The 22,609-nt window shown below is 63.6% G+C and carries 16 protein-coding genes and 1 pseudogene; 10 read left to right on the top strand and 7 right to left on the bottom strand.

Annotated elements, in window-relative coordinates; genetic code table 11:
• Positions 1–59 precede the first annotated feature (59 nt).
• From ACIGGE_RS01450 to ACIGGE_RS01440, 3 genes are read left to right on the top strand one after another with little or no spacing between them, the layout of a single operon-like run.
• Positions 60–1,151, top strand: coding sequence for an efflux RND transporter periplasmic adaptor subunit (locus ACIGGE_RS01450; protein ID WP_397489210.1), 1,092 nt, complete (start codon positions 60–62; stop codon positions 1,149–1,151).
• Positions 1,141–4,245 carry an efflux RND transporter permease subunit gene (locus ACIGGE_RS01445; protein ID WP_397489209.1) on the top strand — a complete coding sequence of 1,035 codons (3,105 nt, stop codon included), beginning with the start codon at positions 1,141–1,143 and terminating at the stop codon, positions 4,243–4,245. Before ACIGGE_RS01450 ends, ACIGGE_RS01445 begins: the two co-directional genes overlap by 11 nt.
• Complete coding sequence (locus ACIGGE_RS01440) at positions 4,242–5,642, top strand: efflux transporter outer membrane subunit (RefSeq protein ID WP_397489208.1); 1,401 nt, start codon at positions 4,242–4,244, stop codon at positions 5,640–5,642. The genes ACIGGE_RS01445 and ACIGGE_RS01440 overlap by 4 nt, the downstream gene beginning before the upstream one ends.
• Here ACIGGE_RS01440 and ACIGGE_RS01435 read toward each other — a convergent pair.
• On the bottom strand, positions 5,611–6,510 hold the full coding sequence (locus ACIGGE_RS01435) for a hydrogen peroxide-inducible genes activator (protein ID WP_397489207.1): 900 nt from the start codon (positions 6,508–6,510) through the stop codon (positions 5,611–5,613). The two genes, ACIGGE_RS01440 and ACIGGE_RS01435, sit on opposite strands and share 32 nt — an antisense overlap.
• Positions 6,511–6,613: 103 nt before the next feature.
• On the opposite strand from ACIGGE_RS01435, the gene ACIGGE_RS01430 reads away from it, so the two are divergent.
• From ACIGGE_RS01430 to ACIGGE_RS01420, 3 genes and pseudogenes are all read left to right on the top strand, one after another.
• Positions 6,614–6,817, top strand: a complete 204-nt coding sequence (locus ACIGGE_RS01430) for a YdcH family protein (protein WP_103022220.1) — start codon at positions 6,614–6,616, stop codon at positions 6,815–6,817.
• 68 nt (positions 6,818–6,885) lie between these two features.
• Positions 6,886–8,088 (top strand): annotated as a pseudogene (nhaA, locus tag ACIGGE_RS01425) (Na+/H+ antiporter NhaA).
• Positions 8,081–9,097, top strand: a complete 1,017-nt coding sequence (locus ACIGGE_RS01420; RefSeq protein WP_221596374.1) for a TerC family protein — start codon at positions 8,081–8,083, stop codon at positions 9,095–9,097. The pseudogene nhaA and the gene ACIGGE_RS01420 overlap by 8 nt, the downstream one beginning before the upstream one ends.
• A 32-nt stretch (positions 9,098–9,129) precedes the next feature.
• On the opposite strand, the gene ACIGGE_RS01415 is transcribed toward ACIGGE_RS01420, so the two are convergent.
• From ACIGGE_RS01415 to ACIGGE_RS01400, 4 genes are read right to left on the bottom strand one after another with little or no spacing between them, the layout of a single operon-like run.
• Positions 9,130–10,914, bottom strand: a complete 1,785-nt coding sequence (locus ACIGGE_RS01415; protein WP_397489206.1) for an SLC13 family permease — start codon at positions 10,912–10,914, stop codon at positions 9,130–9,132.
• A 52-nt stretch (positions 10,915–10,966) separates the two neighbouring features.
• Positions 10,967–12,382, bottom strand: coding sequence for an efflux transporter outer membrane subunit (locus tag ACIGGE_RS01410; protein WP_103022224.1), 1,416 nt, complete (start codon positions 12,380–12,382; stop codon positions 10,967–10,969).
• On the bottom strand, positions 12,379–15,591 hold the full coding sequence (locus ACIGGE_RS01405; protein ID WP_397489205.1) for a multidrug efflux RND transporter permease subunit: 3,213 nt from the start codon (positions 15,589–15,591) through the stop codon (positions 12,379–12,381). The genes ACIGGE_RS01410 and ACIGGE_RS01405 overlap by 4 nt, the downstream gene beginning before the upstream one ends.
• 2 nt (positions 15,592–15,593) lie before the next feature.
• Positions 15,594–16,763, bottom strand: coding sequence for an efflux RND transporter periplasmic adaptor subunit (locus ACIGGE_RS01400; RefSeq protein WP_397489204.1), 1,170 nt, complete (start codon positions 16,761–16,763; stop codon positions 15,594–15,596).
• Between the two features lie 115 nt (positions 16,764–16,878).
• Here ACIGGE_RS01400 and ACIGGE_RS01395 point away from each other — a divergent pair, with 115 nt between their 5' ends.
• Entirely contained in the window at positions 16,879–17,454 is a 576-nt protein-coding gene (locus tag ACIGGE_RS01395; protein WP_272019845.1) for a TetR/AcrR family transcriptional regulator, read from the top strand.
• A 15-nt stretch (positions 17,455–17,469) separates the two neighbouring features.
• On the top strand, positions 17,470–18,117 hold the full coding sequence (locus ACIGGE_RS01390) for an HAD family hydrolase (RefSeq protein ID WP_397489203.1): 648 nt from the start codon (positions 17,470–17,472) through the stop codon (positions 18,115–18,117).
• Here ACIGGE_RS01390 and ACIGGE_RS01385 read toward each other — a convergent pair.
• The gene (locus ACIGGE_RS01385) at positions 18,104–19,198 is read right to left on the bottom strand and encodes a glycosyltransferase (protein ID WP_397489202.1); all 1,095 of its coding nucleotides are present in this window, start codon (positions 19,196–19,198) and stop codon (positions 18,104–18,106) included. The genes ACIGGE_RS01390 and ACIGGE_RS01385 overlap by 14 nt on opposite strands.
• Complete coding sequence (locus ACIGGE_RS01380) at positions 19,198–20,376, bottom strand: hypothetical protein (RefSeq protein WP_397489201.1); 1,179 nt, start codon at positions 20,374–20,376, stop codon at positions 19,198–19,200. The genes ACIGGE_RS01385 and ACIGGE_RS01380 overlap by 1 nt, the downstream gene beginning before the upstream one ends.
• Positions 20,377–20,504: 128 nt before the next feature.
• Between ACIGGE_RS01380 and ACIGGE_RS01375 the strand changes: the two genes are divergently transcribed.
• Positions 20,505–21,851: a lipopolysaccharide biosynthesis protein gene (locus ACIGGE_RS01375; RefSeq protein ID WP_397489200.1), complete on the top strand. Its 1,347-nt coding sequence runs from the start codon at positions 20,505–20,507 to the stop codon at positions 21,849–21,851.
• Positions 21,848–22,600: a nucleotidyltransferase family protein gene (locus ACIGGE_RS01370; RefSeq protein WP_397489199.1), complete on the top strand. Its 753-nt coding sequence runs from the start codon at positions 21,848–21,850 to the stop codon at positions 22,598–22,600. Before ACIGGE_RS01375 ends, ACIGGE_RS01370 begins: the two co-directional genes overlap by 4 nt.
• Positions 22,601–22,609 lie beyond the last annotated feature (9 nt).

The following is a 22,609-nucleotide window of genomic DNA, read 5'->3' as shown; positions in this document are numbered from 1 at the left end:
TAGATGCCTGAGCGGATTAGGGCTTTTGCTATGTGTCCGCATTGGTTACGCCACGCGGCATGGGTTCCATAATTCGACCGCTCGGCCTTTTGGGCGGGATACTTCTTGCAGGCTGTTCGCCAGAGGGCGCAGAACGTGCGGAAGAGGCGATCCCGGTGGTGGCCGAAACAATTCGCCTGTTGCCGGAACAGACCCGGATCGAGGCAATCGGCACTGCGCGGGCCGTTACATCCGCCCAACTGTTTCCCGAAACGGCAGGCCGCGTAACCCGCGTGATGTTTTCCGCCGGCGACTATGTGCAATCGGGCCAGCCGCTGCTGGAACTGGATGCGCGGCAGGAACGGCTCGCCGTGGATGCCGCGCGCGTCCAGGTACGCGAAGCGGAGCAATTGCTCGGGCGATACCGGCGGATCGAAGATACAGGCGCAATATCCGAAAGCCAGATCGAAGCGGGAGAGACCGCACTCGATTCTGCGCGAGTGGCATTGCAGCAGGCACAGGTCGCGCTGGCGGACCGGACCATCCGGGCGCCGTTTTCGGGCCATATCGGGCTGACCGATGTCGATCCGGGCGACCGGGTGAGCGACGCGACCGCCATTGCACAGCTCGACCAGCGTAGCCGCCTCTATATCGACTTCCCGGCACCCGAAGAGGTGTTCGCCTCGCTCCGCGAAGGGCAAGTGGTCGAGGCAGTGGCATTTTCCGAACCCGGAACAACGCGCGATGCACGCATCATCTCGACCGACAGCAGCATCACGAACGACAGCCGCAATTTCACCGCGCGGGCAGAAATTTCGAATTCGGACGATCGCCTGCGCCCAGGAATGAGTTTTCGCGTGACCTTCACGCGCAACAACACCAGCCGCCCTTCCGTCCCCGAAGAAGCCATAGTCTGGGGCGGCGAGGGATCACATATCTTCGTGGTCCGCGACGGCAAGGCCGTACGCGTTCCGGTCACCATAACCTCGCGCCGCGACGGTCAGGTGCTGGTCGACGGCAAGGTCAATGCCCGGGACCGGGTCATCGTGAAGGGTGTGCAGAAGGTCCGCGACGGGCAGGCCATCCGCCTGGTGCGGCCGACCCGTGTGCCGGCCGAAGATGTCGAACTGCGGCCCAGCGGCCAGTCCGAAGCCGGTAACGATGGCGGATAGATCCGACCTGCCGATGCTGGCGGTCAAGCGGCCGCTGCTGGTGGGCGTCCTCAATCTGCTTATCGTCATTGCCGGGCTTGCCGCCTTCGCCGGGATCGAAGTGCGCGAATTGCCCAATGTCGACCGGCCCATCGTGTCGGTTTCCGCGACCTTTCCCGGCGCTGCCCCCGAAACGATGGACCGGGAGGTGACCAGCATTCTCGAAGACGCGATCGCGCGCGTAACGGGCGTGAGGCAGATCCGGTCTTCCAGCGAGGAAAACAACAGCCGCATTCGCGCCGAATTCAATCCCGGGGTGGATCTGGACACGGCAGCATCCGATGTCCGCGAGGCGGTCAGCCGCGTGACGCGCGATCTTCCCGACCGGGTGGAACAGGTCAATATCGTCAAGGCGGATGCCGATGCGCAGCCGATCATGACGCTGGCCGTGTCGAGCGAACGCTATGGCGAGGCCGAGCTCACCCAGCTGGTCGAAAACGATGTCGTGCCGGAACTGCTTACCGCCGACGGCGTGGCGAGCATCGACGAGTTCGGCACGCGCGCCCTGCAGATGCGCGTTTCGGTAGACCCCGCGCGGCTCAACCGTTTCGGCCTGACCATGAGCGACGTTTCCACGGCGCTGGAAGGCGCGCCGTACGACGTGCCGGTAGGATCTTTCCGGTCCAACGCGCAGGAACTGGTCGTGCGCGCCGATGCCAGTGCGACCGATCCGGGCCTTGTCCGCGACGTCATCGTGGCGGGCAACACGCGCATCGGCGATGTCGCGGACGTAACGCTGGCCCCTGCCGATGCGACCAATTTCGTGCGGCTGGACGGGCGCCCTATCGTGGGACTTGGCGTGGTGCGGCAGGCCAGTTCGAACACGATCCAGATTTCCGATTCCATCCGCGCGTCGGTCGACCGGATCAATGCGCGTTACGAGGACATAACCATCAGCATCGTGTCCGACGATGCCGATTTCATCAAGATTTCGGTGCGCGAGGTGCTGATCACGCTGAGTTTCACCGTGCTGGTCGTCGTGGGCACGATGCTGCTGTTCTTCCGCGCATGGCGGCCGACCGTGATACCGAGCACGACCATCCCCGTGGCACTGATCGGCGTGCTGGCGGGTATCTGGGCGCTGGGATTTTCGGTCAATCTGGTGACGCTGCTGGCGCTGGTGCTGGCAACGGGGCTGATCGTCGACGATGCCATCGTGGTGCTGGAGAATACCCAGCGCCTGCAGGACAAGGGACTGGGACGGCGAGCGGCCGCGGTTGTCGGGACCCGGCAGGTCTTCTTTGCCGTCGTGGCCACGACGGCGGTACTGGTATCGGTATTCCTGCCCATCAGTTTCCTGCCATCGGAAGCGGGCCGGCTGTTCCGCGAATTCGGTTTCGTGCTGTCTTTCGCGGTGATCATTTCATCCTTCGTCGCCCTGTCGCTGGTACCCGCGCTGGCGGCCAAGTTCGACCTGCGCACGAGCGGCGATCGATCCGACCGCCTGTCGCGCTGGGGATCGCGAATGCGCGACCGCTACATCGCCGCACTCGCTTGGTGCCTCGACCGCGGGAAAGCCGTGGTGGGCGGCGCGGTGCTGGTCACGGGCCTGACCGCGCTGCTGTTCACGCAGCTCGACAGCGAACTGGTACCCGATGAAGATCGCGGCGTGATCGAGGTCGATGCGACCGGCCCCGACGGCGTGGGACTGGACTTCATGGATCGCGAACTCGACGAGATCGAAATGGTCCTCCAGCCCTATCTGGACAGCGGCGAAATCGAGAGCACCTTTTCCATCGTGGGCAGGTACGATCCCAACCGGGTGCGCGTGACCGCGCAGCTTGCCGATTGGGGCGAGCGCGATCGCGGCCAGTCGGACATCGTCGAGGAGCTGAACGGACCGCTGCGTGAAATTCCCGGATCGCGGACCAATGCGCGCGGGCGCGGCACACTGAGTTTCGGTGGTGGAGGCGGCGGAAACATCGAAGTCGCCCTGACCGGCGCGGAATATGACCAGATCTACGCCTCTGCCCTGAAGCTGAGCGAGGCGATCGACACGCAATCCACCATATTGTCGAACCCCGACATCTCCTATCAGCCGACCCAGCCGCAGCTTTCGATCCGCATCGATCGCCAGCGGGCGTCGGATCTGGGCGTGGACCTCGACGATGTCGCCCAGACGTTGCGGGCGATGGTCGGCGGGGACGAGATCGTCGATCTGAACGTCGGCGATCAGGCCGTGCCGATCTTCCTGACATCGCAGGCGACGACGATCACCAATCCCTCCGATCTGCGCAACCTCTATGTCCGAACCGAAGGCGATGCGCTGGTGCCGATGTCGAGCATCACGCAGATCGTGGAACAGGGGGTCGCTGCCGAACTGAATCGCACCGCTCAGCGCCGCGCGATCGAGGTGGAGGCCGATATTGCCGAGGGAACACCCCTGCAGGACGCCATCGACGAGATCGAACGGCTGGCGGCAGAAACGGTCGCGGACGATACCGACATGATCCTGCAGGGCGATGCGGAAAGCCTCGAGGAAACGTCGAACGACGTCCTGCTGACCTATCTGTTCGCGCTGGTGATCGTGTTCCTGGTGCTGGTCGCACAGTTCGAAAGCCTGACGAGCGCGCTCGTCGTGCTGCTGACCGTTCCCTTCGCGCTCGTCGCGGCCATCCTGGCGCTGTTCCTGTCGGGCATCTCGCTCAACATCTATTCGCAGATCGGCCTGGTGATGCTGATCGGCCTGATGGCGAAGAACGGCATCCTGATCGTGGAATTCGCCGACCAGTTGCGCCATCAGGGCCGCACTATCCGCGAGGCCGTGGAAGAGGCGACGGCCATTCGCCTGCGGCCGATCGCGATGACGCTGATTTCGACCGTGGTCGGGGCAGTTCCGCTGATCCTCGCGTCCGGCGCCGGTGCCGAGGCGCGCCAGTCGATCGGCTGGGTGATCTTCGGCGGCCTGGGCATTGCCGGGGTCTTCACCCTGTTCCTGACGCCGGTGATCTATCTGGGCGTGGCGCGCTTCGGCAAGCCGCGCAGTGTCGACCTCGCCAAACTGCAGGAAGAGATCGACGACATCGACGAAGACATGACGATGGCGCCTGCATGATCGCTGCGCGTTTCCATCTGTGCGCGCTCGCGCTTGTGCTCGGCGGATGTGCCGCGGTTCCGACCGACTTGCCCGAGGCGCAGATCGCTCCGCCGGAAAGCTACCGGGCGGACTTGCCGCCTGCCGGCATGGACGGCGTGTGGTGGCGTGCCTTTTCCGATCCGGTGCTGGATGCGCTGGTCGATCGCGGCCTTGCGGCGAACCTCGATATTGCAGCGGCGGAGGGACGGCTGGCAGCCGCCGAAGCCCTGCTGCGGGCAGAGCGCGCGGACCGGCTTCCCACGATCGACGGGTCGGCCGAGGCAAGCGTCGATGTGGGCGAGGGGACTTCGCGAACGGGTGCAAGTGCCGGGCTGTTCGGCACGTTCGACCCCGATTTTTCCGGGCGGCTGCGCGCGGAAGTGCGCGCGGCGGCTGCGCGCTATGCCGAGGCGGGATATATTCGTGCCGATCAGCGCCGCCTGATCGCCGCCGCCATCGCCGCGCAATATGTGGAATACCGCCGGACGGGGGCGCAGCTGGAATTGCTGGCCGAATCGACCGATCTCCAGCGGCAGACGCTGCGGATCGTGACCCTGCGCTTCGAAGCCGGGCTGTCGGCCAATCTCGACGTGCGCCGCGCTGCAGCCGATCTGGCACAGACGGAAGCGCGGCTGGGCCTGATCGAAATCGCCCGGGCGCAGGCAGCCCATGCGCTCGCGATACTGGTAGGCGAGGCGCCGGGGACGCTGGTGATTGCGGAGCCCGAAAGCGAGACGACCATACCCAATTACGGCGATGGACCACCGCTCGGCGGACCAGCCAATCTGCTGCGGCGGCGCGGCGATGTGCTGGCGGCCGAGGCGAGGCTGGCTGCCGCGGCGGCGCAGGTCGGGATCGAGCAGTCGGATCTCAGGCCTTCGCTCGTCGTGCCGGGATCGATCATCATCGGCGACGGCTCGATCGATGGCCTGTTCTCGGAATTTCTCGCAACGCTCGGCGCAGCGCTGGATCTACCGCTGTTCGACGGTGGGCGGCGGCGGGCCGAAGTTGCGGCGGCGCGGGCGGAACTGGATGCGAGCCTGGCCGAATATCGCCAGGCCTTCCTGGAGGCGCTGGGCGAGGCCGAAACGGCGCTGGTCGCAATCACCGCCTACCGCGCCCGTGCCGGATCGCTATCCGAGGCGATCGAGCAGAGCGAGACCGCGCTCGGCCAGTCCAACGCCTTGTACCGCGAAGGGCTCGCCTCGCTGTTCGATGTGCTCGATGCGCAGCGCCAGCTGATCTCGAGCCGGGAATCGCTGCTCGACAACGAGGCGGCGCTCGCGAATGCGTTCATCGCACTCCACTCGGCAGCGGCCAGCCCGGATGACGAAGCGGTGGCGGCTAGCGCTGGCGGCGCCCCTCCTCCGCAATGACGGCTGCCACTTCGGCATAGAGATCCGAAAAGGCTGCACTCGCGCGCCATGCGGCGGCAATGCTGCGATGCTGTTCCCACCCCGCCGGTTCGGCGATGCGCACGACATCGAGGCCGCCCGCTTCCGAGCGGATGTAGAAATGCGGGAGGATGGCCAGACCCAGACCTGACCCGACCATCTGTTGCAGGGCATCGAGGCTGGTGCCTTCGTAATCGGCCAGAATGGTGGCGCCGAGATTCTTGCAGATATCTTCGAGCTGGCGGTGGTAATGATGGCGATGGTCGAGCGAGAGGAACATGCGGCCTGCGAAATCTTCCTTCCGAAGTTCCGGCAGGGACACCAGCGGATCGTCGGGCGGAGCGATGATCCGCAAGCGTTCGCGGAACAGCGGTTCCACCCTGAGGCCCTTGCCTTCGATGGGCATGGGCGAAAGCAGCATGTCCAGTTGACCCGCGGCCAGATCCGCCTGCTGCTTCGACGGAATGCCTTCGCGGATGAAGAGGCGCAGATCGGGATAGCGTTCGTGGAGGATCTTGATGACGCGCGGCATGAGATAGGGGCCGAGCGTAGGGCTGACGCCAAATCGTATCGTGCCGGCGGGGCGAGCGGCAATGTGATCGGCCGCATCGGTGAAGTCGCGCGTACTGGCAATGACAGTGCGGGCCTGCGCGAGCAGCTTGCGCCCGCTGGGTGTGAGTTGCATGCCCTTGGGCACGCGTTCGAACAACTGCAGGTCGAGCTTTCTTTCGAGCGCGCGCAACTGCTGGCTGAGAGCGGGCTGGGTCATGCCCAGCGCGGTGGCGGCTTCGCCCATATTGCCGATGGCGGCGAGCCTTACGAAGATATCGATCTGTTTGAGCGTCACCATGGTCGACGTCATTAGTAAAACTTATCGATAGATGGCAAGTTTTCGAATTGGATTATCGCCCGCGAAGCACGCATATGTACCCTACCAAACGAAGGAGAGCGCGATGAGCAAGACGCCCGACGAGAAGATCATGATCCCGTATCTGCGCAAGCTGGTGCGCGAGCATCGCGCCCTCAACCGACTGATCGACACGACCAAGGCGATCGGCGCGCGCGACGATTTGAAATCGCTGAAGCGCCTGCGCCTGCGCCTCAAGGACAAGATCGTCGCACTACAGCGCCATTATTACGGTCGCAGCTTCGCTTAGCTGCGGCATAGGGCGGCGGTCCGTTCCCTCCCCCCCACACTTGACGGATCGTCGCCCGCTTTGATCATATGACCAGACAGACCCCCACGCAGCGCCTTCGCGCTTTCATCGCCAGCGAGAGTGCAGGCGGCATCGTGTTGATCGTTGCCGCCGCAATTGCGCTTGTCATCGCCAATTCAGCGCTGCTTGCCGGCTATCAGAGCCTGCTTGCCACGCCGGTGAATTTCACGGCGGGCGAACTCGTTTCTATCGACAAGCCATTGCTGCTGTGGATCAACGACGGCTTGATGGCGCTGTTCTTCTTCCTGATCGGCTTGGAAGTGAAGCGCGAGATCGTGACCGGTCAGTTGTAAAGCTGGAAGCAGGCATCGCTTCCGGTTTTTGCCGCGGTTGGCGGTATGGTCATTCCTGCGCTGGTATTCGTGGCCATCAACGCCGGTTCGCCGGACAATATTCGCGGCTGGGCCATTCCCGCCGCAACCGACATTGCCTTTGCGCTTGGTCTCCTCGCTCTGCTGGGCAGCAGGGTACCGGTCGCGCTGAAGGCGCTGCTGCTGGCCATCGCCATCATCGACGACATCGGTGCGATCGCCATCATCGCGCTGTTCTATACCGAAAACATGAACGTGGGCGCACTGGCGCTTGCACTGGTCCCGGCGGCGGGCATGCTGTTGCTCAACCGCGCCGGAGTGGCGCGAACCATTCCCTATTTCCTCCTCGGCGCCTTTCTGTGGGTTTGCGTGCTGAAGTCCGGCGTGCATGCTACTCTGGCGGGTGTCGTGACGGCCATGTTCGTCCCCATCGCGACAGGTGACGAACAGCCGCTCGAACGGCTGGAACACGCACTGCATCCCTGGGTCGCTTTCATGATCCTGCCGATCTTCGCCTTTGCCAATGCCGGCGTCTCTTTCGCTGGAGCCGGGCTGGAGGCGCTGTTTGCGCCGCTATCGCTCGGCATTGCGGCAGGCCTTGTGGTCGGCAAGCAGATCGGCGTGTTCGGCGCATGCTGGCTGGCAGCGAAAACCAAGCTTGCATCCATGCCGCCCGAAGTGACCTGGCGCCATATCTATGGCCTGTCCTGTCTGGCTGGTATCGGCTTTACCATGAGCCTGTTCATCGGCGGCCTGGCCTTCATCGATCCGGACCAGATCGATGCGGTGAAGATGGGCGTTCTGGTCGGTTCCCTGATTTCGGCGGTGATCGGCATGACAGTGCTCGCCACCGCTCCGCGCGCCGCGACCAGACCTCTAAACGAGGTGCCGAGTGCCTGATTTCCTGCTGGCGTCATGGCTTGGTACCCCGGTCTGGTTCTGGGGTGCCTTTCTTGCAATCGTCGTCGTACTGACGGCCTTCGATCTCGGCTTCCTGCATAAGGAAGACCGGGAACTGGGCATTGCAGAAAGCCTGAAGCTGTCGGTCTTCTACATCACCGTGGCGCTGCTGTTCGGCGTGTGGGTGTGGTTTGAGCGCGGCGAGACCGCGGGCATGCAATATTTCACAGGCTTCTTCATCGAGAAGGCACTGTCGATCGACAACGTCTTCGTGATCAGCCTGATCTTCACCTATTTCGCCATCCCGGCGAAGTATCAGTACCGGGCGTTATTGTGGGGCATCATCGCGGTCATCATCCTGCGCGGCCTGATGATCGCCGGGGGCGCGGCCCTGCTGGCCGAAGCCTATTGGGTGCTGTACCTTTTCGCCGCCTTCCTGGTGTTCACCGGGATCAAGATGTTCTTCGCCGGCGACGAGCCGATGGATGTCGGAAGCAACCCCGTCGTCCTCTGGATCAGCCGTCACATGCGGGTGACGCCGGATCTGCACGGACAGAAGTTCCTGGTGAAGGTGCAGGACGAGAAGACGGGCAAGATGGTCCGCGCGGCCACACCGCTGCTGCTGGCGCTGGTCGTCATCAATCTGGCCGATCTCGTGTTCGCCGTGGACAGCGTGCCGGCGATCTTCGCGATCACGACCGACACGTTCATCGTCTATACCAGCAACATTTTCGCCATTCTGGGGCTGCGCGCTCTCTATTTCGCTCTCGCCGCCATGATCCACCGCTTCCACTATCTGAAGTATGCGCTGGCAGCGATCCTGGTGTTCATCGGCAGCAAGATCTTCGTCACGGACTTCCTGATGGACGGTGAGAAATTCCCGGCCTGGATCAGCCTCGGCGTGACGTTCGTGCTGATCGCAGCGGGCGTGCTCTATTCGCTATGGAAAACGCGCGGGCACGAGGAAGCGGACTGGCCAGCAGAACCGGAAGACGAACCGCTCGCCTAGGTCGGGTGGCAGGCGTCACGGGCGTCAGCCCCTTAGACCATCGCATTGATCGCAAGACAGGTCGCCAGACCTACCACGACATTCATGGGCGCACCGATCTTCAAGAAGTCGGCGAAGCGGTAATTGCCGGCGGCATAGACGATGGTGTTGGTCTGATAGCCGACGGGCGTTGCGAAGCTGGCCGATGCGGCGAACATCACGGCGAAGAGCAGCGGGCGCGGTTCGACCCCGAGATCGGTGGCGAGCGCCAGCACGATCGGGGTCATGATGACCGCGACAGCATTGTTGGTAACCGTTTCGGTCAGCACGGACGTCAGCAGGTAGACCGCAAGCAACAGGTAAAGCGGCGACAGATTTGCGAGTAGCGGCAGGGCGGCATCGACGATCAGGTCGACGGTCCCCGCGCTTTCCAGACCCAGACCGACGGCAAGCATGCCGAAGATCAGCACGATGACATTGCCATCGATGCTGCGCCAGGCTTCTTCCGGATCGATGCAGCGCGAGAGCAGCACGATAGCCACGCCCGTTATGGCCAGAAGTTCGATCGTCCATACGCCGAGCGCGGCGAGCACGATGATGCCCATCATCGTCACAACCGCGATCGGTGCACGCAGGCGCCGGAACGGGCGCGTGTCCGGCGTGGAGATGTTGATCAGATTGATATTGTTTTCGATCGCGGCGATGCTAGCGGGACTGCCTTCGATCAGCAGATGATCGGCTGCGCGGATCCGCGCATCGGACAGGGTGGGGCCGGGGAAGTGCCGCGCGCGCGACAGGCCGAGAATGCGGGCGCCCGTCTTGGTGAGGAAGGGTACTTCCGAAAGCTTGCGACCGAGGGTCGGATGGCTGGGCGAAATCGCGGCTTCGACGATACGGTTTTCATCGGATGCGGGTGCGGCACGTGCAGAAAGGCCGAGTTCCGACCCGCGCCCGGCGGCTAGCGACAGCATTTCGGCCTGATCGGCGGCGATCTGCATGATGTCGCCTTCCTCCACAATCAGCTCGTCGAGGTCGCTGCGCAGGATGGCACCGCCGCGTTCCAGACCGACGAGGCGCAGCCCGGAGCGACCGAACTGGGAAAGGTCGCCATAGGCCTTGCCGATATCCTTATCGTCTTGCGTCACGCGCAACTGCGTAAGGTAGCGTTCCTCCAGCGGTCGGCCGCTGTCGCGATCCGCGGCATCTGGCCGGTTGGGCAGAAGAAACCGCCCGCTGACGAGAAGAAAGATGGTGCCGGTCAGTGCCGCGACCAGGCCCACGCCGGTTAGTTCGAATATGCCGAAGGGCGGCTGGCCGGAGCGCTGGGCCACGCCATCGACGAGAAGGTTCGTCGACGTGCCGATGAGCGTGAGCGTGCCGCCGAGGATCGAGAGATAGGATAGCGGGATGAGGAGGCGGCTGGCCGTACTGCCCGCCAGTCCTGCGATCTTGCGAATGACCGGGACCAGAATGATCACCACCGGCGTATTGTTGACCAGCGAGGAGGCGAGGAACGTGCCGCCGAAGAGTTCCGTAATCGACCGGCGCGGATGGCGTTCGGTCCGGCGCTCGGCGATGCTGGCCAGCGCTTCGACAACGCCGGTACGGATCAATGCACCCGAGAGGATGAACATGGCCGCGATGGTGATGGGGGCGGGATTGGCGAAAACCTGTTCCATCTCGCTGCGCGGAAGATAGCCCAGCACCAGCATGACGGCCGCGCCGCCCACGGCGACGGTCACCGGCGGAAACCGTTCCGTGGCGAACAGAATGAACAGCCCGACCAACAGGCCGAGGCCGATCCAGGCCGAATAATCGGTAAGGAACGTTCCTAGCATCGGCGCCCCCTAGCAGGTCTTTGTCAGGGAGCCGAGTTGGAAAAGTCCCGGATTATGAAGGCGTTTCCACGGCCAGGCCGCCGCCCAGCGCCACGAACAGCGACGTGCCGTTCTGCAGAAATGCGCGCTGGGTGGTGAGCAATTGCTGCTGCGCGGTGAAAAGATTGCGTTCGGCATCCAGCACTTCGAGATAATCCGCCACACCTTCGCGGTAGCGCAGGCGCGCAAGCCGCGTAATGCGTTCCTGCGCGGCGACACCCTGCGTCAGCGCAGCCACCTGTTCGGCCAGCCAGCGCCGCCCGGCAAGGGCGTCGGATACCTCTCGGAAAGCTTCCTGCACGGTCTTTTCATAAACGGCGACCTGTTCCACTTCGCGCGCCTTGGCCAGATCCAGATCGGCTTCGCGGGCGCCCCAGTCGAAAATCGGCAGGGAGATCGATGGGCCGAACGACCAGGACAGCCCGTCGGAAGAAAAGAGATTGTCGAGATCGTTGGACGAGAAGCCGGCGTTTCCAGTCAGGGAAATGGTCGGGAAGAAAGCTGCACGCGCCGCGCCGATATTGGCGCGGGCCGCGCGAAGCTGCTCTTCCGCAGCGACGATGTCCGGACGGACCAGCAGAAGGTCGGATGGCGTCCCGGGATCGAGCTCCATGCCGTTTTCCTGACCGCTCATCGGAAGGGCAACGGGGAGGTTCTCCGGCGTGGTTCCGCCGACGAGCACCGAGAGCTGGTTGCGCTGCTGGGCCTGCGACAGGCGCTGTGCGGCAAGTTGCTGTTCGGCCGTCGTCAGCAGCGTTTCGGACTGCCGGAAGGGCAGCGCGGAGGTGACGCCCGCATCGAGCCGGAGCCGGGCAATCCGGAGACCCTCCTGGCGGCTCTCGAGGGTGGCCTGCGCCAGATCGATCTGCGCTTCGCTTTCGAGCAGGGCGAAATAGGTCGTCGCGACATCGGCGATGAGCGAGAGGTAGAACGCGCGCTGGTTGGCCTCGGCAGCCAGGTACTGGGCGCGGGCAGCCTCCGACAGATTGGCGATGCGGCCCCAGAAATCGAGTTCGAAGGACGAAACGCCGACGCCCACGTCGTAGCGGTTGATAGTTACCGAGCCGGGCGTACCGGGCGCGATCGAGCCAAGCGGGATGCGGCTGCGCGTTGCCGCGGCATCCGCCACGGCGGTGGGCAGGCGGCGGCTGTCCTGAATGCGGTACTGCGCCCGGGCCTGCTCGATCCGCGCGGTGGCGGCGACGAGATCGCGATTGTTCGCCACTGCGGTATCGATGAGCGAGACGAGCCGCGGGTCGCTGAACCATTCCCGATAGGACAGGGTCGAGGCGACCACCGTGCCATCCGGCCGGAATTCCGGATCATAGGCGGGCGCGCTGGCGAGGGCAGGCCGTTCGTGATCGGGGGCAAGGTTCACACACCCCGCCAGTGCGAGCGCCATCAGGCTGGCAGATAGCTTGCGGATCATGCGCCATCTCCTTCGAGTGTGCCGGCCGGCTTGGGCTGTCTCCCGCCGATCCGCGTGCGGATGAGCATGTAGAGGAGCGGGATGACGAAGATGCCGATCGCGGTCGCGGCGATCATTCCGCCCATCACGCCCGTGCCGACGGCGATGCGGCTGGCAGCGCCCGCGCCGGTGGAGATCACCAGCGGGACCATGCCGAGAATGAAGGCGAGCGAGGTCATGATGATAGGGCGCAGGCGCAATCTGGCAGCTGCCTTTACCGCTTCCATCGGGCTCTTGCCTTCGGCCTCTTCCTCGATCGCGAATTCGACGATCAGGATGGCGTTCTTCGCGGCAAGCCCGATGATCGTGATCAGCCCGACGTTGAAGTAAATGTCTGCCGACAGCCCCCGCAGCATGGTGAAGAGGACTGCGCCGAGAACCCCCATAGGCACGATCAGCAGCACCGCAAAGGGGACCGCCCAGCTTTCATAAAGCGCCGCAAGGACAAGGAAGACGATGATGACCGACAGTCCGAGCAGCAGGCCGATCTGGCCGCCGGCCTGTTTTTCCTCGTAACTGATGCCGGTCCATTCGAACCCGATGCCTTCCGGCAACTGGCTGGCAAGCTGTTCCATCTCGGCCAGCGCGGCGCCCGACGATTCGCCCGGCGCGGCGGTCCCGGAAATGGTCATGGCCGGATAACCGTTGTAGCGCGCAAGGCTGGGCGGGCCGGCCGTCCACTCCGCCATGGCGAAGGAACTGAACGGTACCAGTTCGCCCTGGGCATTCGGAATGCGCAGCGAAAGCACGTCTTCAGGCGTCATGCGGTGTTCGGCATCTGCCTGCACCAGCACCTGCAGCACGCGCCCGTCCCGGTTGAAATCGTTGGCGTAGGCCGAACCGAAATTGATCGACAGGGCATTGTTCACGTCGGTCATCGACAGGCCCATGGCACGGGCCTGAACCCGGTCCACTTCCACATGCAATTGCGGTGCAGGCGGCTGGTCTTCGGGGCGAAGATCGGCGAGCAGGCTGCTTTGCATCGCCATGCCGAGCATCTGATCGCGCGCTGCCGTCAGGGCTTCACGCCCTACACCGGCGCGGTCCTGCAGCTTCATGGTGAAGCCGCTGGCCTGTCCGAGCGACTGGATCGCGGGCGGCTGGATGGAGAAGACCATCGCATTGTCGATGCCCATGAAGGTGCCCATCGCACGGCCAACCAGCGCCTCCGCCGAACTTTCCGAGCCGCTGCGTTCGCTCCAATCCTTGAACGGGGTGAACATGATGGCATTGTTCTGACCCTGACCGAAGAAGCTGAAGCCGCGCACCACGACGACCCGTTCGACTTCTTCCTGCGAAGCCCAGAAGCTTTCGACCGGGGCGATGGCTTCATCGAGCCGTTCCCGCGTGGACCCTGTGGGGGACTGCACAATCGTAATGGCAAAGCCCTGGTCTTCGGTCGGGAGGAAGCCGCCCGGCAAGCGGAAGAACAGCAATGCCGTGACAAGTGCCAGCATGAGGAAGACGGCCAGGCCGCGCATGGGCCGACCGAGAATGCGTTCATTGGTCCGCCCGTATTTTTCGGTCATGCGCCCGAACCAGCGGTTGAACTTTCCGAAGAAGCCACTGCTGCGCCGCCGCAATTGTTCGACACGGCCGCGCCATCCTTCTGGAATCGGTTCCTGCTCGGCGTGGTCGTCGAACTCGTGGGCGTCGTGGGCTTGGATATCCTTGGTGCGCAGGAATGTGGCGCAGAGTGCCGGCGTCAGCGACAGCGCGAGGACCGCGGAGAAGAAGATGGAAATAGCCAGCGTGACCGAGAACTGGCGGTAAATGCCGCCTGTCGATCCGGGGAAGAAGGCCATCGGCACGAAGACTGCAACCAGTACCAGCGTGATCCCGATGATCGCACCTGTGATCTGATCCATCGCCTTGCGGGTCGCCTCGACAGGGTCGAGACCCTCTTCGCGCATGATGCGCTCTACGTTCTCGATCACGACGATGGCGTCGTCGACCAGAATACCGATCGCCAGCACCATGCCGAACAGGGACAGCACGTTGATCGAAAAGCCGAACAGCCACAGGCCCAGACAGGCGCCTGCAAGCGCAATGGGCACTACCAATGTCGGTATCAGCGTGGCGCGCCAGTTCTGCAGGAACAGGAACATGACCAGGAAGACGAGGACCATGGCCTCGACCAGCGTCTTGACGACCTCTTCGACCGAGATCTGGACGAAGGGCGTGGTGTCGTAGGGAATGGACCAGGAGATGTCCTGCGGCAGGCCGTTGCCCAGTTCTTCCATCCGCTCCTTCACGCCTTCGGCGGTGGCCAGGGCATTGGCGCCGGTAGCGAGCTGGACGGCCATGCCCGCCATGGGCTGGCCGTCGAGAGTGGTGGAGGTGGCGTAGCTCTGCGCGCCGATTTCCACGCTTGCGACATCGCCCAGGCGAACGCTGGCACCCCCGCTATCCGCCCGCAGGATAATGCTGCGGAACTGTTCTTCGGTCTGGAAGCGGCTTTCCGTGGTAATCGTCGCCGTGATCTGCTGCCCTTCCTGCAATGGCAGGTCGCCGATCGCACCACCGGCCGTCTGGGCGTTCTGTTCGCGAATTGCCGACACGACTGCGCTGGGCGAGAGATTGTAGGAAGCCAGCTTTTCCGGATCGAGCCAGATACGCATCGCGTAGGCAGAGCCAAACAGCGTGACATCCCCGACGCCGGCGACCCGGCGCAGTTCATCGATCACCTGATTGGAGGCGATATTGCCCAGATCGGTCGTGTCCAGAGCGCCGGATTTGGACGTCAGGGCGACGATCATCAGGAAGCCGGAATTCGCCTGACGGACGGTAATACCCTGTCGCCGGACCTCCTCGGGCAAACGCGCCTCGACTGTGCTCAGACGGTTCTGAACTTCGGTCTGGGCGATGTCGATATCAGTGCCGGCTTCGAAGGTTAGCGTGATCGAAGCCGTGCCGTTGGAGAGGCTGGACGAGGCCATGTAAAGGAAGCCTTCGACCCCGTTGAGCTGCTGCTCGATTACCTGCGTGACGTTCTGTTCAAGTGTGGATGCGTCGGCGCCCGGGTATACGACGTTGATCGCCAGAGACGGCGGCGCGACCTCGGGATATTGTTCGATCGGCAAGGCCCGCAGGGCGATGAATCCCGACAGGAGAATGGCCAGTGAGATGACCCACGCAAAGATGGGTCTGTCGATGAAATAGCGTGCCACGATCAGTCAGCCTTGGCCGTTGTTTTCGGGGTAGCCGCTGCGGGTTTGCGGCCGGTCGCGGCATTGGCGATCTGAACGGGCATGCCGGGCTGCAGTTTTTGCAGATTGGATACGATAACCCGATCGCCGGGCTTGAGCCCGCTTTTGATGACCCATTTTTCACCCACGAGTTCACCCAGTTTGACCGGGCGGACGGCAGCTTTGCCATCCTTGTCCACGATCATGACGGTGCCGCCATCGTCGGCCACGGTCACGGCGAGCTGGGGGATCGCGATGATGTTGGTCAACTTGCCTGCGAAGATACGCGCCTTCACGAACTCGCCCGACAGCAGCAATCCTTCAGGATTGGGGAATTCGGCGCGCAGCTGGACCGTGCCGGTGGCTTCGTCTACCGAGAAGTCGAGAAATTCGATCAGGCCCGGCGTGCCGTATTCGCTGCCATCGGGAAGGGTCAGACGCACTTCTACCGCATCGCCCGGCTGCAGGTCGAGCTCGCCGCTGGTTATGGCGCGCCTGATCTGGAGAACTTCCATGGCCGATTGCGAGAAGGAGACATAGATGGGGGAAATCTGTTCGACCCGCGTCATCAGAGTGCCTTCGGGCTGCGAAACCAGTGCGCCCTCCGTCACCACGGCGCGGCCGGCCCGGCCCGCAATAGGCGCACGCACGGTTGTGTACCCCAACTGGAGCGATGCAGCGCGAAGCTGAGCCTGGATCTGCGCGACATTGGCATTTGCTTCACGTGCAGCAGCCTGGGCCGCGTCGAATTCCTGCCCGCTGATGGCGTTTTCCGCCACAAGGGGCCGGTATCGCGTAACGACGGCGTTGGCGTTCGCGGCCGTGGCGCGTGCCCGATCGAGGCTAGCCTTGATCTGCGCGTAACTGGCCCTGAGCTCGGCCGGATCGATGCGGAACAGGGCCTGGCCCTCGCTGACATCCGTTCCTTCCTCATAGGTTCTTTGCTGCACGATGCCGGTGACACGGGCCCGCACTTCGGCAACCCGGACGGGCTGAACACGGCCGGGAAGTTCGATCACATTGTCGATATTCGTGGCGGATACCGTGATGGTCCGCACCGGAACGGCCTGTCCTTGCTGCGCAGTTTCCTGCGATCCGCAAGCGGCAGTCACGAGCCCTAGCACGAGCAGGAGCAGTGTCCGGTAAAACGACATGGAGTTCCCTCATAAAACGAATCACCGCCCCACCGACGGCTCGACAATTGCGCGCTTTGACATTTCCTATACAAATGTAAATTGACAATTTTGCATCATATGTCCATCTGCCTGCATGGAAGAGAGAGCATGCAAGATAGCAGCCGCTGGTTATGCGGTCATCAGCCAGTACGGCGTACGGCGCGCGACCATGAACGATATAGCCGAAGCGGCAGGCGTCTCGCGGCAGACCGTCTACAACATATTTCCCAATCGCGAGGCGCTGCTGACCGGGGTCGTGCGATTTCATTTCAACTCGAAATGGGACGCCATCCTCACGCGTTGCTCCTCCGAGCAGGACCGCAAGACCCGCTTTTCGATATTGCTCGACGAGATCGTGATCGAATCGTGGAAATCCATGCAGGCGATGCCGCATGCCGACGAGCTCGAGCTGGAACTCGCGACCACCATCAAGGAAGAACTCGCCGACATCCATGTCGAGGCGCGTCGCAATCTGTGCGAATTTCTCCTGCCGTACGAAGCCGCGCTCGAAAGCCGTGGCATCACGGCCAAGGGGATGGGCGAAATGCTCCATCATTCTATCATGGGGCTGAAGCTGAGCACGACGACGTCGGAAGAAATCGAATCCGCGACGGCAACCATGCTGGCGTGCCTTATGGCTGTTACGGACGCACCGGCGACGGTCCAGTAAGCCTCACGCCACCAAATGCGAATCGCCATATACGATCTCGACAATACGTTGACGCGGCGGGCGACCTTTACGCCTTTCCTGATCTTTGCGGCGCGGCGCATCACGCCATGGAGGCTAATGCTGCTTCCGGTCTGGGTCGCCATGATGATCGGCTATCGCGCCGGGCTGTACGATCGTACGACACTCAAGACCGGCGGGATGAAGCTGATGGTCGGCAAGGTCGGGATTGCGACGTTGCAGGATGTCGGACGAGAGTTCGCCGATCGGCGCGTTGCCGATGATGGCTTGATGCCGGCGACACTCGCTCTGCTGGAGGAAGACCGCCGGCAGGGCGCGCGCATCGCCATTGCGACCGCGGCGTTCGAATTTTACGCGGCGGCCTTCGCCAAGCATCTCGATATCGACACCGTGATCGGCACGCGCTGGGATGGTCGCTCCATCGTGGGCGGCAATTGTTATGGCGAGACCAAGCTGGCGCGGGTCCGGGCATGGGCGGCGGAGCAAAATCACCAGCTGGAAGACGCAGAGTTGCGCTTTGTGAGCGACAGTTTCGCGGACGCGCCGCTGCTCGATCTGGCCGATGAGGCGATCTTCATCAGCGCAAGTTCCCGCAAGCGGGAAAAGGCCAAAGCGCGGGGCTGGCGGATAATCAGCGCCGACTGACCAAGCCATCGAGGCGGCGAACGATCTCAGCCGCGTTCAACTCGAACCTCTCCTGCGAAAATCTGTTCAGCACCCGTTCGCGCGCCGCGCTTCCCATTGGGGCGAGGCTATGCGGAGTATTCAGCAATTCGCCCAGCGCCGCGGCCAGCGATTGCGCATCGGCAACCTCCACCACTCGCCCGATAGTGGGCGTGTCGACCGTAAGCGGCATTTCGCCGGTTTTCGAAACGATCACGGGCAGGCCCGCCTGCATGGCTTCATGCGCGGCGATACAGAAGCCTTCGCGGCGCGAGGGTTGAACATAGAGGTGCAACCCCGCCAGGAAATCAGCGCTCGTGTCGGAAAATCCCGCGAAGTCGAGCTGATCCACACCCCGGTCCGCCGCAAGGCTGCGCAGGCTAGCTTCGTCAGCCCCTTCCCCCGCGATCGCGACGCGGTAGGGCGGCATTGCTGGCGTGGCCGCCGCGTTCACCTTGGCAAGGGCCTCGATCAGAATGTCGTAGCCCTTGTTGGGGTGAAGCCTGCCGAGGCTCCCGATCAGCAACGTTTCTCCGGGCTGCCACGGCCTGGCCTGGGGCGCATCGGGATCGGCGGCGAAGATCGGCCAGGTGACCAGCTTTTCTGCAGCTACTCCGAGACGGTCGAGAGTGAGGGCCGCCACCTGCGCGCTGTCCGCCACCCACAGATCGGCCGCATCCGCACGCCAGCGCAGGAGCCGCTCGTTCCAGGGCTTGAGAAAGGCGTTATGCTGCCAGCTCACCACCGGGATTCCCAGCCGCCTGCCCGCGATCTGGCCCAGCAGCGTCGCCCGCGTCAGCGAGGTCCAGATCGCATCCGCCCCCCATTCCCGGGCCTGTTCGCAGATCCAGCGATAGGCAGCGATCTGGTCGCTTTCACCACCTTCGCGCACGAGCGGATCGATGCCAGCGGCTTGCAACCGTTCGATCGCGTGCCCGTTTCGCCGCGTCAGGGCGAGGACACGCACGCGTGCTCCCGCCTTTGCCAGTGCGGCGACGATCTTCGGCAGCGGGGTCTGCGCGCCGCCGCCCTCCATCGAATTGATGACGTAGGCTATCCGCATCACATAGCGCCGTTTCGCCGCGCAATGGCGGCGGCGATGGCATCGGCCGCGCGCTGGGATGCTGGCACTTCGGACAGCGCGAAAGTGTGTGCGATCAGTCGCTCCTGCTCGGCACGGTAACGCGGCCCGATCTCGTCCCACCCGCCGATCGCCGATCCCAGATCGTTTACGCTCTCCACCCTTGGCCCGGTGCGCAGGAAGGGCAGCACGTCCTCGCCCTGCGAGCCGAGCGCGGCGTTCGGATCGAGCAGGAATACCGGCCTTGGCCGCATGAGGAACTCGTAGATCTGGCTCGATGCATCGCCGATATAACCGTCTGCTGCGAGCATGTAGGACATGTCGAACAGGTGCGGGCCATCGGTGTCGATCAGAATATTGGGCGCTGCCCGCGCCTCGTCGGGGATGTCCGGGCGGACCCTGCCTACCTTGTATTCAGGGGAGATGTGGACCGACTTGCGGAACAGCATCACATGCGGTGCGAAGATCAGATTAAAGGCCTGCCCCGCCTCGCTGGCGAACCAGCGCAGCACGTCGGGCCCGGCATCGTACCAGCTCGACAGATGCGGATCGAAATGGGGGTTGTAGACGATGGTGGGGCGACCGTTGCCGAAGAAATCGGGCTGCGCATCGAAATCGATGCCCTCGAACTTGGAATAACCGGTGACCTCGATTTTCGCCGCATCGACGCCATTGGCGACGAGCTGTTCCTTCAACTTCGGTCCGGCCACGAGGCTGAGATCGAACTGGCGATGGTCGGGATGGAATGTGACGCTGCGATCCCCCGTCCCATGGGGCACCCTGATGAACAGCGGTGCGGTGCCGGGGCGCAGCCGGCGTTTTACCCTCAGGCAGGTCCGCTCGGTCGAAACGACCGCATCGCTCGCCCTGAACAGCGGCTGGTGCAGGCGAAGACGGGCGAGCCGCGTCACCGGGGCGATCTTGTCCAGCACACCGGTCGCGGCTGCGATGGGGCGGGGCAGGGCGAGTTCGTGCCAGCCCATGCGCGCGGCATCTTCTGGCCGGACAAGTCGTTCGATCTGCGCACGAACGGTCTGGCTGGCATAGGCGACCGTCGTCTCGACTTCGGGGTGATGCCGCGCCATAGCGCCGGCGATCGGCGCGAGGTGAGACACCTGATGCGCCGCATCGTGATTGAACAGGAAAACTGCCCGGGCCATAGGCGGCGCGGATAGGGCAACCGCCCGCCGATGCAAAGTGAATAGCCAGCGCCCGGCATTTGCGTAGAATGATCGCAGCCGCTACCGCATCGCCGACTATCGGCGCACATGCCGCATTAGGATTGAGAATGACACTTGCGGCAATGGAGGAAGATCGAACCGGTCCGCACCGGCGCGGCGGTCTGCTCAACATCTTCAAGAATGTCGCCTGGCTGATGGGGGGCAAGGGCTTCGGGGCGATCTGCTCCATCGCCTATCTCGCCATCCTGTCGCGCTCGCTCGGTCTCAAGGACTTCGGTCACTTCTCGCTCATATTCGCGACCGGCCTTGCGCTGGTCGCCGTGGCGAGCTTCCAGACCTGGCAGACCGTCGTGAAGTTCGGCGCCGAACCGTCGCGCCTCAAGGACTGGCGCAGTTTCGGGCGGATCGTGTGGCTGTGCGGCGCCATCGATGTGTCCGGCGCGATGCTCGGAACGATGGTCGCCTTCGTCGTCTATTACGGCTTCGGGGAAGCGCTTTCGCTCAATCCCGAATTCATCGACATGGCTTTCTGGTTCAACGTCGCCCTGCTGTGGTCGCGGATGACGACGCCCAATGGCATCGTTCGCGTGCTCGACCGGTTCGATCTGGGCACCTATGTCGAAGCCGTGGTTCCTGCGGGCCGATTGATCGCGTCGCTGATCATCATTCTGGTCGGGCCGACCGTGGGGCGCTTTCTGTTCGCCTGGGCCTTCTTCGATCTGCTCACGGGATTGCTCTACTGGATCGTCGCCTGGCGCCTGGTGCCCAAGGCGCTCAATCGCGAAAACTTCGGCCATTTCCGCGAAACCGTGTCGACGCACCCCGATCTGCCCAAATTCTTCGGCATAACTTACGGCAGTTCGACGCTCGATGCGATCTACAAGCAGGGGCCGGTGCTCGCCGTCGGTTTGCTCTTGGGTACGAGCGCGGCCGGTCTCTACCGCCTCGCCGACCAGCTGGGTCAGGGCATCGGCAAGCTGTCGGGCATACTGACGCGCGCGATCTTCCCCGAATTCGCGGTCGCACGCACCACGCAGGCCATCGACATGTTCCGCAAGCTGGTGCGCCAGGTGTCGCTGATTGCAGCGTTGAGCGGGGTCTGTGTCACTCTGGTCGCCATTTTCCTGGGCGAACCGCTGCTGATGCTGATCGGCGGCGATGCCTATATCGCCGGTGCGGCAGTGCTCATCCCGCTGGCGGTCGCGGCGTCGTTCGAACTCGCATCGGTCGCCTATGAGCCGATGCTCTATTCGACAGGGCATGCCCAATATCCGCTGATGATCCGGCTGGCGGCTGTCGCCGTTCTAGGGGTAGGGATCATGCTGCTGTCACCGATGGGACCGATCGGCGTCGGCATCGCGGTAGCTTTCGGCATGGCCGTATTGTGGGTGCTGATGAGCGCGACCGTGTGGCATGTGATGCGCAGTCTGGTGAAGGCGGAGCAGACCAAGTGACATCGGCACTGGTGCTGGCCGGCACGCGCGCAGGCGGCGATCCGCTTGCCGGACTGGAAGGCAAACCGCACAAGGCGCTCATAGAGATAGAGGGCAGGCCGCTGCTCGAGCGGGTCGTGGCGGCGCTGCGACTGGCCGGGATGGAGCGCATCGGCGTGTCATGCGACGAAGGACCTGTCGCAGACCTCGCCCGATTGCTGGAATGCGAGGTTGTGCCCACAGGGGCGGGGCCGAGTGAAAGTGCCGCAATCGGCTTTGTCCGGTTCGGCGCACCGCTCGTCCTGACCACCGCCGATCATGCCCTGCTGCGTCCGGAATGGGTCCGCGAACTGGTGGATGGGACCCCGGACGATGCCGATCTCGGCGTCGCGCTGGCGAAACGGGATGACATCGAACGCGCCTTGCCGGGAAGCCGGCGAACCTATCTGCGGTTTGCCGACGGGGAATGGTCGGGCTGCAATCTGTTCTACCTGCGAACCTCCCGGGCCCAGCACGCCCTTGCGACGTGGAACAATGTCGAAAAAGATCGCAAGCGGCCATGGCGGATAGTCGGCAAGCTTGGGGTGTCCACGCTTGTCTCATATGCCTTGGGCCGTCTCGGTCTGGGCGATGGCATTGCGCAACTGGGGCGGCGGATCGGTATCGAAGCGCGGTTGGTAAGGGCTTCCAACGGGCTTGCTGCCGTCGATGTCGACAAGCTCCAGGACCTCGAAGATATCCGCGGCTTGCTGGCGCGGTCCTCGGCCTAGTCGGATGGG

It is taken from the genome of Qipengyuania sp. NPDC077410 (assembly GCF_044543405.1).
Classification (GTDB): Bacteria; Pseudomonadota; Alphaproteobacteria; order Sphingomonadales; family Sphingomonadaceae; genus Qipengyuania; species Qipengyuania pacifica.
The sequence above is the reverse complement of the archived record's forward strand: the minus strand, read 5'-3'. Positions and strand labels throughout refer to the sequence as shown.